Below are 13,005 nucleotides of genomic sequence, written 5' to 3'. Positions count from 1 at the left end.
CGTCACGGGCGGGCCCTCACCGGGGCCGGAACAGCGCGGGACCCGCGGCCGCGATGCCGCGCCGGTAGGTCTCGAGCTCCTCTTCGGGCTTGCTGATGCCGCCCGCGACGGAGAACGTCTGCAGGAGCGTGAGCGCGCCGCTCACCTCGGGCGAGGCCAGGAAGTCGTCGGCCCCGGTGCCCTGCTCGTTCGCGAGCTCCATGACCTCGCGGATCGCCGCGTTCGAGTGGTTGGCGATCATCGGGGTCCACTGCGCGGTCGTGACGAGTGTCGACTGCTCGAGCTCGCCGACGCGCGCGAGCACCCGGTCCCGGACCGCCGTGCTGGCGGCGCCCTTGTCGAGCACGGCCGTCAGGCGCCCGCGCAGGTTCTGGCTCTCGACCTCGCGCCGCAGCTCGAGCAGGCTGCGCCCGAACGACTCGCTGAACCGCAGGATGTTGCCCTGCACCTCGGCGATCTTCTCGGCGATCTCGGGGTGGTCGTGGCCCACGGGAGACACGAGCCGGGTCAGCTCGCCCACGGCCCGGGCGAGGTCGGCGACGGCCGAGGCCAGCACGTTCCAGTCCTCGGCGCGGATGACCTCGCCCGCCGCCTTGGTGGCGAGGCGGCCCACGTTCGTCGTGATCGCACCCGCCTGCTGCTGGACGGGCGCGAGGTCCGCGTCGGGGATGTCCCGGATCGGGGTGTCCCGGAAGAGGTCGGGCGGCACGATCACCGGTACGCGCGTCGGGATGTCCTGCGGGAACAGACGCACGACGCGACGTTCGATCGCGTTGACCAGGTTCGGGTGCGAGACGGTCATCTCCCAGCTGCCGGGGTCGAGGTCGCGCACGAGCAGCGAGCCGTCGAGGAACGGCTTGCGCTCGACCGCCTGGCCGGTCGACTGGTTGACGAGCTTGACGACCGCGTCGCGGTTCGCGGGGGTGTACCCCTCGAGGCGGATGTCGAACGCTGCCTTGGCCATCACCGGGCCCCTTTCACGTCAGCCACTGGAGGTCGCCGTACGGGAACTCGACTTCCCAGAACAGCGTCAGCTCGTGGTCGTCGCCCTTGTCGACGGGGGCGAAGACCACGCGGTTGTAGAGGACGGGGCCGCCCTCGCCCTGCGCGAGCAGCCCGGCCTCGCGGATGCGGCCGACGGCCGCGTCGTTCGGGAGGGTCGCGCGCACGCGGACCTGGACCACGCGGCGCTCGTCGACGAGCGTCGCGGTGAACGCGGACGCGGCGATCGTCGTCATCGTGCTGCCGACGAGCGCCGTGTCGTCGCCGCTGCCGTTGGTGAGCGCCGTGACGCCGACGTCCTCGGGTGCGTCGTCGTTCGTGCCGACGCCCATGTGCGTGATGGGGGAGCCCGTGCCCGCGAACAGGTCCGCGATCAGGCGCGCACCCGTCGCCATGACGGTGTTGTGCTCGCGCCGCTCGGCGACGACAGCCCCGCCGGGGTCGGTGAGGATCAGGTGCAGCTTCGCCTTCATGGTCGCTCCCTCAGCTCAGCACGGAGTCGTCGAAGTCGGTCACGTCGAAGGTCGCGCCGGCGTCCGGCAGCGAGTCGGCGCCGGTCGGGCCGGCGGCACGGAACGTGCGGGGCCAGACGCCGACGAGGTGCGCCTCGCCGGGCTGGCGCTCGGTGAACGCACGCAGCACCACGTCGGCCCCGATGCCCGCGCCGGACGTGCGGTCGACGGCCGCGTCGAGCCCCGCCTCGAGCCGGCCCCGTGCGAGCACGGCGTCCTCGGTCTCGCCCGGCGGCGACGTCAGCGTCGCGGCGTGCAGGCGCACCTCGAGCGTCGCGGGCTGCGCCTCGACCCACGCGACGCGCGCGGAGACCAGCGCGGGCTGCGCGAACAGCGACCGGTCGAAGGCGGTCGTGTCGAAGCGGGCCTGGCTGAGCGTGTCGTCGGCCATCGCGAGCAGGTAGCGGCCGAGCCCGGGGGCGTCGTAGGTCGCCAGCGGCAGGAACCACAGGTCGTTCTGGCCGCGGGCCAGCGCGCCGGCGGTGAGCTGCGCCGCGGGCTCACCCGGCCCGTCGCCGCCGGCCGTCAGCCCGGTCCACACCATGAGGCGGTCAGTGACGTCGTGCCCGTCGAGGTCGGCGCGCAGCAGCGAGCGGTCGGCGGCGGACGGCGCGATCGTCAGGCGCTGGCCGAGTGCGAGCGTGCCGCGGAACAGCACCGCGTGGCCGGTCGTCCGGTTCACCACGAGGGGCGAGTGCTCGGGCGCCGGACCGGTCCCGCGCAGCACGACCGCCCACTCGGCCGGGTCGAGGCCGCGGTTGTCGACCGCGAGGTGCGCGAGCGGCTCCCAGCCGCCCGAGTCGGGCAGCCGCGCGTCCTGCACGCGGGTGGGGTTGTCGACGAGCTGCGGCCCGCGCGCGTCGGGGCTCCACGCGTCGATGCGCGCGACCGTGCGGATCCCCGCGGCCTGCTGGAAGCCCTCGGCGTAGTCGGCGACGAGCACGCGCAGCGCCTCGCGCGTGACGGCACCGAGCTGCAGGCGGGCGCGGACCATCGCATGCACCCACGCGCGGAACTCGCCGAGCCCGGCGTGGAAGGGCTCCGGGGCGATGTCGAGCAGCGCCGCCAGCGCGACCGCCTCGTCGAGGTCGGGGGTCGAGTCGAACCAGTGCGCGCGCTGCACCGAGACACCGGCCTCGTCGAGCCCGTCGAGCTGGACGCCCCAGGTACCGGCGAACGCGCCGACCACGACGCCCTCGCGGTAGAGGGTGGGCAGGTGCTCGAGCACCGCGTCGGCGCGCATCATGCTCCTCCCTCGCGGACGTCGAGCGCGACCGAACGGATCTCGGCGCGGTCCTCGGACCCCAGCGGGTGCGCGCCGAGGCCGTCGGCCAGACGCAGGAACCGGTCACCCGCCTCGGTGGTCAGCGCGACGTCGGCGCGCACCACCGCGTAGCGGGTGTCGTCCCGGACGGCGGCGATGAACGCGTCGACGGTGATCGCCGTCCCCGGGCGCAGCGCGGCCGCCCACGAGCGTGCCGCCAGGCCCATGGCCTGCTCGGCGTCCGTCGCGGTCACGCCCGGCGCGAGGTGCACCGGGACCAGCGCGTCGACGAGCACGGTCGCCCCCGCACCGGTGCCGCTCTCGGTCGTCACGAGGTGCTGGAACGGTGTGACCGGCGTGAGCACCGTCCCCGCCGGGGCGGTCACCGAGGGCTGCGGGCCTGCGCCGATGTCGAGCCCGAACGTCGCGTCGACGATCCGCGGGTCGGACAGCGCCGCGGCGGACAGCGGCCCCGGCCGTGCCGTGCCGCCCGGCGGCAGGCCGCGCAGGACCGCGGTCACGCGCGCCTCGAGCGCGGACTGCAGCGACGCGAGCTCGACGCCGCCGACGCCCGTCCCGGCGAGCACGAGCGTCGCCGTGACCTGCACGGGCGTCGTCGCGGTGCGTCCCGTCGTCACGCGGATGCCCGCAGGGCGCAGGTCCTCGACGCGTTCGGCGACGAGCCGGAGCAGATCGGGCGACGGCTCGCCGTCGTAGCTGATGGACAGCTCGACCTCGCCCGGCAGCCCGTGCGGGAACTCCGTCGCGGTGACGGCCTGCACGCCCTCCAGGTGCGTGATGCCGAGCGTCAGCGCGTCGAGCGTGCCGCGCGCCGCGACCGCGAGCGCGCCGCGGGCGCGTCGCCGCAGGTCGTCGTCCGACTCCGCGCCGCCCGCCGCGGCCGCGGGCGACTCGTTGCCGACCTCGCCGATCCCCGCGATGAGCACCTCGAGGCGGTCGAGCTCGCCGGCGCCCACCGCGGGCGTCGCGGGTGACACCGCCGCGGCCAGCACCTCGCGGGACGGCTCGCCGACCTCGAGCACGAGCGGCACGGTGGTCGCGTAGCGGTTCGAGTGCGCGTCGGCGACGACCGTCCCGACCGGCACCGTGATCCGCCCCGACGAGCCCGCGGAGCGCGCGAACCGCACGCGCGCGGTCGGGACGCCACCGGGCCGACGCGCGATCCCCACGAGCGCGACGACCTTGTCGAGCGACGTGCCCTGCGCGGTCTCGAGGTACGCCGAGCGGTACACGGCCTCGAGCTGGAGCTCGACGAGCGCGAGCTCACGCGCCACGGACTCGAGCAGCGTGCGCGCGACCGACCCGACGTTGAGGTCCGTGATGGGCGCGGGACGGGCCTGCGAGGGGTAGTAGTTGACGACGACGGTCGACCCGGTCGGGGGTCGGCGGCCCGTCGGGCGGAACCGGATCGCGTCACGCTCGGTGCCGTGCTGCCCGGTAGCGACGACCTCGAAGTCGGCATCCGTGAACCGGTACGGCACGGGCACGGTCTCGCTGACGGCCTCGCCCTGTGCGTCGCGCACGACGTCGCCGTTCACGTCCCGCATCGGGCGGGTGACCTCGACGACGCCCTGCAGGTGGCTGACGCGCCGGATCGGCCGGTCGCGCAGCGCGTCCAGCACGACGAGGTCGCCCGACGGCACGGTGACGACCTCGCGCACCGTCCCGCCCGTGAGCGTCGTCAGCGTGTCTCGGACGATCTCCGGGTACGGGCGCGGCGAGAAGCCGTCCGGCAGGCCGTTCACAGGTCCACCCCCAGCCCGACGGACACGGGCTCGCCGCCCGCGACGGGTTGCACGGTGAGCAGGAACCGCAGCTCGGACGGCCCCTCGGAGGCGATGTCGAACGTGAGCTCGACGACCTCGTCCTCGACGCGCGGCTCGGCCGCCACGGCCTCGAGCACGAACGTCTTGCACCGCGCGCGGCTCGCCTCGTCCTTGCGCTCCCCGATGAGCTCGTGCAGGCGTGAGCCGTAGTCGGCGTGGCCGAGCCCCGCGAGCGCGCCGCGCGGCGTCAGGAGCCGCAGCACGAGCGCCTGGCCGAGGTTGTGGCGGCCGTCGAGCAGCAGAGGCCCGTCGGCGCTGCGGTCCGCGACGCCCGCCCCCAGCCGCAGGTCGAGCGGCGAGGTGTCGTGCGCGCCCATCGCGGGTGGGCCGAGCAGCACGCGCAGGTCGGTGCCGAGCACGTCGTTCATCCCGCCATCACCGTCCCGACCGGTCCGACGACCGCCCCGGTGGTCTGGTCGCTCGGGTCGTTGCATGTCGTGACCAGGTCGCCGACGCGCGCGAGGCCCTTGCCACCGACCTTCACCGTGCTCGACGCCTGGTCGACCGTGCCCTGGTTGCTCGGCGGCGACTGGAACGAGACGCCGGGCGGCAGGGCGATGTGCGCGGGGCTGTTCTGGGTCGTGCTGCCCTTGGTCGCGGCGGGCTTGCCCGCGATCGTCACGGTCGAGCAGGTCGCACCGCTGACCTGCGCGACGAACGGGTGCGGCAGCGGCGTCGGAACGCTCCCGGCCGGCGTGGGCACGAGCACGACGTGGATGTCGACGCCGACGACCTGGGCGTCCTGGCCGACCGCGGGAGTGCCCATCAGTTCACCTCCACGACGCCACCGGAGACCTTGACCTTGCCGGAGCCGTCGATGACGATCTCGGGCGCCTTGAGCGTGAGCTTCGTCGACGCCTCGAGGGTCACCTCGCCGTTGCCGCCGAGCGTGAGCGTGCTGTCCTTCGCCGTGGCCGTGAGCGTGCCGGGGGAGGCGCCGTCGACGACGAGCTCGCAGTCGCCGATCGTCACCTTCGCGGAGTCCTGCGCGATCTCGACGTGCACGTCGCCGACCGTGAGCGTGATCTGCGGCGTCGCGGCCTCGACCTGCAGGTCGACCTTGGTGTCGCCGGGCGGGAGCTGGAGCACGAGCGTGCCGTCGGCGTTCTCGGGCGGTGCGAGGTCGCGGTGGTAGAGCCGCCCCACGACGACGCCCGCGTGCGGGTCGCCGTCGGCGAACGCCACGACGACGAGGTCGTCGACCGCGGGCGTCGCGACGAAGCCGAGCGCCCCCACGGCGACGGGCACGTGCGGCACGACGACACCCGAGTCACGCAGCCGCACGCTCACGGAGTGGTCCGGATTGCCCGCCGCGGTCGTGTGCACGTCGGTGACCGAGCCGATGGTGACCCACGACTGCGCCTGCGCCTCGTGCCGCGCGATGCGCGCGACCGCGTCGTAGAGGAGGTCCGTCACAGCAGACCTCCCAACCCGCCGGTGAGCCCGCCGAGCAGGTCGTCGACCGCGCCCGCCGACACCCCGACGAGGGCGGTCCGTGCGAGCCCGGGGGACAGCTCGTGGCGCACCGAGGTCAGCAGCCACGGTCCGGCCTGGGAGGAGTCGGTGGTCTCGTCGATGCGCACGACGTCGCCGGGACGCCGCGCGGGCTGCAGCCAGCACGTCGCGCGCAGGCGCGCGGTGGCTGCGGCCCGGCGGCTCGCCGCGCCGCGTGCCGCGAGGTCCACGTCGGTCCGCGTGCGCAGCACCGCGTCGGGCTCCCACGTGCGCGCGCCGTCCGGGTCGTCGGCGCCCGTGACGGCCTCGGTGCTGGGCACCCAGACGTCGGGGGACAGGGCCGCGCCCGACCCGCCCGCGCCGACGGGCGCGAAGTCGTGGCCGGGCGCGTGGGTCGAGGTCGTGAACGACGTGAACTCCCGGTCGAGCCGCATCGCGGCGGTCGGCACGCCGACCGGCCACGCGACGACCGTGACGCGCCCCTCGGCGTCGACGGCCGCGACCGCGTCGGACCGGCGCGCGATCGCCGCGACGTGCTCCGCGGCGGTGCGGCGGGGGTCGGCGACGTAGGCCGCGGTCTGCGTCAGGGCCATGACCGTGCCGGTGTCCGCGGACGCGAGGTCGGCGAGCTTGCCGACGACCTGCACGCCCGTCAGCCCGTTGTAGGTCTCGGCGGGGCGTGCCGCGGCGAGGGCCGCGCCCGCGTCGGTCACGACGACCACGGCCCCGTGCGTCGTGTGCTCGACGTGGTCGACCGTCCCCGTGATGACGACCGCGGGGCCGTCGCCCCCGTCGAGCTCGACGCTCGCGCGGGCGCCCGCCGCGGCCGGGACGTCGACCCCGGCCGCGATGGCCACCTCGACGCGGTTCACGCCGGGCAGCAGCACGAGCTCGGCCGCGACCGAGCGGATCTGCACGGTGTACTGCAGGTCGTCGAGCGTGACGGTCGCGCTGGTCACCAAGGTCATGAGCCGAACACCCCCCCGAGCGCGTCGAGCGCGGTGCCGAGCTGGTTGCCGGACTCCTCGAGCGAACGCTGGACGTCCTGCACGGGCGCGAGCACGCCGTCGAAGTCGAACGATGCGAGGCCGGCGAGCGCCGACAACGCGTCGACCGCGGCGAGCGCACCCTCGACCGCGCCGGCGACGTCGCTCGCGAGGTCCGCGAGGTCGCCCAGCAGGTCCGTGTCGAACCCCAGGTCGCCGAGGCCGAAGTCGTCCAGCCCGCCGAACCCTGCGAGCTGTGCGGGAGGTGGCAGGGGTGGGCTCTCGGCGAGCTCGACGACGATCTCGACCACGCCGGGGCGTCCGGCGACCTCGGCCGCAGCGAGGCGCGTCACGACGACCTGCTGCAGCTCGAGTGCGGTGACGATGTCCGCGGAGAACGTCGTCGGCTCACCCGAGGCGGCGAGGGTCTGCAGTGACGCCAGGTCGTCGAGCGCGGTCGGGCCGGCGAGCACCGCGGCGATCGCCATGCGGTGGCTCGGGCGCCCGCTGCGCTGCTGCGCGTGACCCTGCAGGCCGAGCACGGGCACGTCCACGAACCCGCCGTCGAGCGCGTGGTCGACGCGCTGCGTCGCCGTGAGCGTCACGTCGCCGATCACGGGCATGGGGCGAGCGCCCGACGACGGTGCCGGGGCAGGCAGACCGCTCGGCAGGCTCATCGGCGCAGCCCTCGCAGGTCGGCCGCGCGCTGGAGCTCGCGCGCGAGGTCGTCGGCTCCGGTGGACGTCGCGGGTTCGCGGTCGGACGGCACCCGCGGAGCAGCCGTGGGCGCATCGGTGACCGCGTCGCGGTCCGTGTGGTGGAGCGCGGAGCGAGCGCCCGTGACCAGCGCGCCCGGTGCGCAGGAGGTCCATGCGGGGTGCGTCGGGAGGGGCCACGCGCCGCCCGCCGCGCCGAGGAGGGCGCTCGTCGCTCCGGCGCCGGACGAGGTCACCGGTGCGCCCCACCGGTCGACTCCACCCGAGCGTTCCGCCCCGCGTCGGGGTGCGGCGGCAGGCGCGGTCGCGGCAGGCCCGACAGACGGACGCCACGAGCCGGCCGGGCCGGACGCGACGCCTCTCGGCGCCGAGACCGTCGCCCGGGCGAGCGCAGCGGCGTCGCCCGGTGCGGCCCGCAGGGCCACCGGACCGGCCGCGTCGTGGCCGACGAGCGCGCCATGGCGCGCGACGCCGGGCCCCTCCGGCAGCGGCTGCGGGCTCCGACCGACGCCGGCTCCCGTGCCGGACGTCCCGCTCGCCGCGCTCGAGTCGCCTGACGGCCCCGGCCCGGACGCGGCCCCGGCCGTCCCCGACGTCCAGGCAGGCGCGTCGCCGGTCGCCGCGTCCGCCGCACCCGCAGCAGGCGACCCGCCGTCGGACCACCAGGGGTCGCTCGCCCGCACGGCCCACTGGGGCGGTGCGCCGTCCTCGACGCCCTCGGACCCACCGAGCAGCGCGCGTGCCAGGCTCGGGTCGAGCGGCTGCGACGCGCGGGCCAGGAGCGCGGCCGCGAGGCGGTCCCGCACGGCCCTGGGCGGTCCGTCGCCCGAGTCGGAGCCGTCGAGGACCAGACGCGTCCACCCGTCGTCGACGACCACGGCACGCGCGAGCTCGGCGGCCAGCAGGTCGGCGTCGGCGGCCGGCAGGTCGTCCGCGGCAGCCCCGGCCGACCGCCCGGCGAGCAGGCGCGTGCGGGCGAGCGGACCGTCGAGCGCGGCGCCCGCGAGGTGCAGAGCGACCGCCTGGACGGCCGCGAGGTCGTCGTCGTGCGTGGGCAGCGCGTCACCGGGCGCGGCTGCGGCCGCGAGGACCAGCCCCGCGAGCGTGCGCGCCTCGTCGGCCCCGGTCACGAGACCGGCCACCAGCGAGACGAGACGGTCGCGCTCAGCGAGCCGCAGCCGACGCACGGTGACGCCCAGCAGCGTGGCGCGCCCGTCAGGCAGGAGCCCACCGGGGTACGTCACGTCGCCGACGCGCACCTCGCCGTCCGCGACGAGCTGGACCGCACCGCTGCTCATGGCCGGGTGACCTCACCGCTCCTCGCGCACGCGCGTCGCCGTGAAGGCGTACACGGTCTCGCCGTGCCCGCCCGCGCTCATCGCGAACGACTTCTCGGTCATCAGGCACTCGTCGAAGCTCACGGTGACGGTCGTGCCGCCCTGCCGCAGCGGTGCCGTGATCTGGAAGAAGTCGTCGCCCACGAGCGCGTCGAGGTCCGGCGCGGACGACGCGACCCGGATCCGGCCCTCGACGTTGCGCGGTCCGGTGACCACGCCGATCCGCTCGGACGAGCCGAGCGCGTACAGGTCCTGGCGGACCGTGGCCGAGCGGTGCTCGACCGAGCGCACACCCTCGACGGGCGTGCCGTTGACCAGGACGGAGCTCTCGTTGGCCGCATACACGGTGGGCATGGCGCGCCTCTCAGTTCTTCACGCGGATGGTGGCGTAGACGAAGTCGATGGCCCGCACGGGGCGCACCGCGATGTCGATGCGGACGTTGCCCTGCGCGAAGTCGAGCTGGGTCGAGTACACGTCGACGAGGAACGCGGGGTCCGTGCCGTCGGTCGACGGCACGAGCTCGCCGGCGCGCTCCATGCGGGTGAACGTCGCGACGATCTGCTGACGCAGCGCGGTGCGGGCGTCGGCGGTGTTGAGCTGGCCGATGAAGTTCTCCGCGATGGCCTTGACCTCGCGCACGCACGCGTCGGCGACGCGCGTGACGGAGATCTGGTCGCCGCTCGTGTCGAGGCCGCGCAGCACGATCACGCCGCGCCCCGACCGCTCGGCGACGACGAGCGCGTTGTGGGTGGGCCCGAGCAGGCGGTTGAGCTCGCTGTCGGTGTAGCGGGCCGGCGGGATGCCGAACAGCGGGACCGGCTTGAAGGTCGGCGAGATCGACGGCCCGGTCCGCGCGACCGCGCCGATCACGGCCCCTGCGGCACCCGCGGGGGTCACCAGGACGAACCGGCGGTTGCGCACGCCAGCGGCGTGGTCGCGGATGCGGTCGAGGTTCGCCTGCTCGGCGACCGTCACGGAGCCGAACGCGATGCGCGGGGCGCCCGCGTCGGCCTGGGCGACGGCGTGCGCGACGAGCGCCTGGTGCACGACCTGCACGAACGCCTCGGTGCGGGTCGGCTCGAGGGAGGCCGTCACGAGGCTGATCCGCGGGTCGGTCGCGAGCAGGTTGATCGCGTCCTGGTAGTCCGCCGCGGACGGGGACGTGCCGCCCGTCAGCGGCGTGGGGGAGATCGCGACGGGCAACCGGTCGGGCGCCGCGAGCGACGAGGCCTGCCGGACGTGCACGAGCGCGCTCTCGCGCAGGATCACCGCGGGCAGGTAGTTCGCCGAGTCCGGGTTCATCGTCAGGCGCGTGAACTCCTCGGCCTGGGCCCCGTCCCGGAACACGCGGACCCGGACGTTGTCGGCCGACGGCGACAGCACCTCGACCGTCAGGCCCGTGGGGTCGACCTCGGGCTCGGGCAGGAGGGTGAGCAGCGTCTGCGCGGCGCCCGAGCGCGGGACGTCGACGCCCGTGCCGTCCGCGGGGAGCACGTACGTGCCCGCGGCGGGCAGTGCGTCGGCGAGCGACGGGTCGAGCGCGACGAGGTACAGCGAGCGTGTGTTGATCGTGTCGAGCAGGTCCTGGTGCGAGCCGGGCTCGACGACGAGGTCCGCGAACTCCTCGACGACCTGCCCGCCGCGCAGCACCCGCAGGCTCACGCGCACCGTCTCGCCCGCGGCGTTCGTCACGGTGCGCACGTCGACCGAGACCTGGTTCGCCCACGTCCCGACCGACCGGGCCCGTAGCAGCACCGCGTCGGTCGAGACCGCGTTGCGCAGCACGAGCGAGGCCGCACCGCCGCCACCCACGGGGGCCACGAGCACCTCGGACGCGCCGTTCGCGAGCGCGTGCACGATCTCCGGCGCCGAGGCGACCGTGCCGGGGCCGAGGCTCCCGGGGATCTCGGCCGCGCGGGAGAGCCCGACGAGGGCCGCGGGGACGGGAGGTCGGTCGACGATCGCGGCGATGCCGACGACACCCGACGACGCGGGCAGCGGCGGCAGGACGTCGAACCGTGTCTCGACCTGCACTCCGGGTACGACGAGCGTCGCCATGGCTTCCTCCTCGCGCGACGACCGGTCGGCGCGAACGCGTCGGCCGGAGGAAGCCCGCGGGATCGGCGTGCCCGCGTCGCAGCCCCCGCAGGCGAGCGTGCGACGGCACGCGCCTCACGGGCGTCACGCGTGCGTCACAGGCGGACGAACGCCGCGCGGGCCGCGGGGCGACGAGCCCGTGGGCTCAGCGTCCGGTGTCGTCCTGCGAGGAGCCGTCGGGCGACGCCGTGCCGGACTCCGACGCGGGGGCGTCCGTGTCGCCGTCGACCGGCTCGCCGTCCGTGGTGGGCGGCTGGTCGGTCGGGAGCGGCGCGACCGGGGACGCCGGCCGGCGGCGGAGGCGTGCGTTCCAGGTCGTGGACGCGGGCCCAGGGCCCCCGGACGGGGTGCCTTGGGGGCGGGGCTCGTCGTCGTCCCCGTCGCCCTCGTCGACCTGCGACCAGCCGCGGTTGCGACGCAGCGCCTCGACGTCCTCGTGCAGCAGAGGGTCGTCGACGATCTCGTGGCGGCGGACGTAGGTGGATGCGACCGCCTGCACGGTCGCCAGGACGGGCAGGGCGATGAACGCGCCCATCGCGCCGAACACCGCCCCGAACCCGATGACGCCGAGGAAGGACACCGCGGGGTTGAGCTGCAGCGCGCGGGCCGAGATCTTGGGGGAGAACACGTAGTTCTCGAGCTGCTGGTAGGCGATGATCCACGCCAGCACGAGCACCGCCTCGAGCGGCGAGACCGTCAGCGCGACGGCCACCGGCAGCGCGCCGCCGATGTAGGTGCCGATCGTCGGGACGAACTGCGAGACGACGCCCGTGAACGCCGCGAGCGGGAGCGCGTACGGCAGGTCGATGATCATGAAGAAGATCCACGTGAACGCGGTCGAGAGCGCCGCGAGCACCACGCGCGAGTTGATGAAGTCGGCGACCTTCTCCTGCGAGACCTCCCAGATGCGCAGCACCTCGCGCTGCCGGCTCGGCTCGAGGTAGGCGAGCACGGAGGCGCGGAACCGCGGTCCGGCGCTGGCCATGTAGTACGTGACCAGCAGGATCGAGCTCGCGTTGAAGATGCCGCCGACGATGGACGCGCCCGCGCCGATGATGCCGGGGGCGAGCGACTGCCAGTTCTTGCCGATCGTGTCGAGCGCCTCGTCGGCCGTCGGGATCTGCGCCCCGAAGCGGTCGTCGAGCCACTCCGCGAAGTCCGCGTAGTACTCGGGCAGGTGCGTCACGAAGTCGATCACCTGCTGCACGAAGAGGCTGCCGAACAGGGCGATCACGACGGTGACGAGCACGCCCGCCGCGAGCATGACCAGGCCCGTCGCGCGGGTCCGGCGGATGCCACGGCGCAACAGCCAGCGGATCGGCGGCTCCATCGCCAGCGCGATGAACCACGACCACGCCAGGATCGTGATGACGTTCGTCAGCAGGCCGAGCGAGCGCCAGACGAGCACCGCGGCGAACACGGCCAGCGCGCACATGAGCAACGCGCGAGGCAGCCAGGCCGGAGGGCGGCGGGCGTCCATGACGGCGGCGGGACGGGGCTTCGGCATCGGTCCTCGTCGGGTCGAGCGGGAGCGGCACGTGCGGCACGACGCTACCGGGCGCGCGACCTGCACAGGAGTCGCCGCGCGGTGCGTCGTGCGCGGGGCTGCGCGACGGCCGGGACGGGCGCCGGCCACCGGCGCGGGATCGCCCGCGGAGGGTGGTGCGCGTCTCGGCTCGGGCTGCGATCCTCGACGCGAGGCCTGCGGGCAGCTCGACGGAGGTGTGTCATGGCAGACGAGTCGGCACCACGAGCGGCGAAGGGGTCACGGCCCCGTCGGCCGGACCC

General features: G+C 75.1%; 13 protein-coding genes. All 13 read right to left on the bottom strand.

Annotated features, from left to right (window positions below; translation table 11 throughout):
* Window positions 1-16 precede the first annotated feature (16 nt).
* Window positions 17-964, bottom strand: a complete 948-nt coding sequence (locus tag CPE01_RS07285; protein ID WP_146805994.1) for a hypothetical protein — start codon at window positions 962-964, stop codon at window positions 17-19.
* A 13-nt stretch (window positions 965-977) separates the two neighbouring features.
* A complete protein-coding gene (locus CPE01_RS07280; RefSeq protein ID WP_146805993.1) occupies window positions 978-1,475 on the bottom strand; it encodes a hypothetical protein in 498 nt (165 codons plus the stop codon).
* A 10-nt stretch (window positions 1,476-1,485) separates the two neighbouring features.
* Complete coding sequence (locus CPE01_RS07275; protein ID WP_146805992.1) at window positions 1,486-2,760, bottom strand: hypothetical protein; 1,275 nt, start codon at window positions 2,758-2,760, stop codon at window positions 1,486-1,488.
* Window positions 2,757-4,544 (bottom strand): baseplate J/gp47 family protein, encoded by a 1,788-nt coding sequence (locus CPE01_RS07270; protein WP_146805991.1) that lies wholly within the window; start codon window positions 4,542-4,544, stop codon window positions 2,757-2,759. Before CPE01_RS07270 ends, CPE01_RS07275 begins: the two co-directional genes overlap by 4 nt.
* The gene (locus CPE01_RS07265; protein WP_146805990.1) at window positions 4,541-4,993 is read right to left on the bottom strand and encodes a hypothetical protein; all 453 of its coding nucleotides are present in this window, start codon (window positions 4,991-4,993) and stop codon (window positions 4,541-4,543) included. The genes CPE01_RS07270 and CPE01_RS07265 overlap by 4 nt, the downstream gene beginning before the upstream one ends.
* Window positions 4,990-5,391 carry a PAAR domain-containing protein gene (locus CPE01_RS07260; RefSeq protein ID WP_146805989.1) on the bottom strand — a complete coding sequence of 134 codons (402 nt, stop codon included), beginning with the start codon at window positions 5,389-5,391 and terminating at the stop codon, window positions 4,990-4,992. Before CPE01_RS07260 ends, CPE01_RS07265 begins: the two co-directional genes overlap by 4 nt.
* Window positions 5,391-6,041, bottom strand: coding sequence for a phage baseplate assembly protein V (locus CPE01_RS07255; RefSeq protein WP_146805988.1), 651 nt, complete (start codon window positions 6,039-6,041; stop codon window positions 5,391-5,393). The genes CPE01_RS07260 and CPE01_RS07255 overlap by 1 nt, the downstream gene beginning before the upstream one ends.
* Complete coding sequence (locus CPE01_RS16405; RefSeq protein ID WP_186811450.1) at window positions 6,038-7,048, bottom strand: hypothetical protein; 1,011 nt, start codon at window positions 7,046-7,048, stop codon at window positions 6,038-6,040. The genes CPE01_RS07255 and CPE01_RS16405 overlap by 4 nt, the downstream gene beginning before the upstream one ends.
* Window positions 7,045-7,743 (bottom strand): hypothetical protein, encoded by a 699-nt coding sequence (locus CPE01_RS07245; protein WP_146805987.1) that lies wholly within the window; start codon window positions 7,741-7,743, stop codon window positions 7,045-7,047. The genes CPE01_RS16405 and CPE01_RS07245 overlap by 4 nt, the downstream gene beginning before the upstream one ends.
* Window positions 7,740-9,080: a hypothetical protein gene (locus CPE01_RS07240; protein WP_146805986.1), complete on the bottom strand. Its 1,341-nt coding sequence runs from the start codon at window positions 9,078-9,080 to the stop codon at window positions 7,740-7,742. Before CPE01_RS07240 ends, CPE01_RS07245 begins: the two co-directional genes overlap by 4 nt.
* 12 nt (window positions 9,081-9,092) lie before the next feature.
* Complete coding sequence (locus tag CPE01_RS07235; RefSeq protein ID WP_048341910.1) at window positions 9,093-9,473, bottom strand: hypothetical protein; 381 nt, start codon at window positions 9,471-9,473, stop codon at window positions 9,093-9,095.
* Window positions 9,474-9,483: 10 nt separating this feature from the next.
* Complete coding sequence (locus CPE01_RS07230) at window positions 9,484-11,178, bottom strand: hypothetical protein (protein WP_146805985.1); 1,695 nt, start codon at window positions 11,176-11,178, stop codon at window positions 9,484-9,486.
* A gap of 184 nt (window positions 11,179-11,362) precedes the next feature.
* Window positions 11,363-12,724: an AI-2E family transporter gene (locus tag CPE01_RS07225; RefSeq protein ID WP_146805984.1), complete on the bottom strand. Its 1,362-nt coding sequence runs from the start codon at window positions 12,722-12,724 to the stop codon at window positions 11,363-11,365.
* Window positions 12,725-13,005 lie beyond the last annotated feature (281 nt).

Source organism: Cellulomonas persica, from assembly GCF_007989825.1.
In the GTDB taxonomy this organism is placed as follows: Bacteria; Actinomycetota; Actinomycetes; order Actinomycetales; family Cellulomonadaceae; genus Cellulomonas; species Cellulomonas persica.
This window is presented reverse-complemented; position numbering and strand designations above follow the sequence as displayed.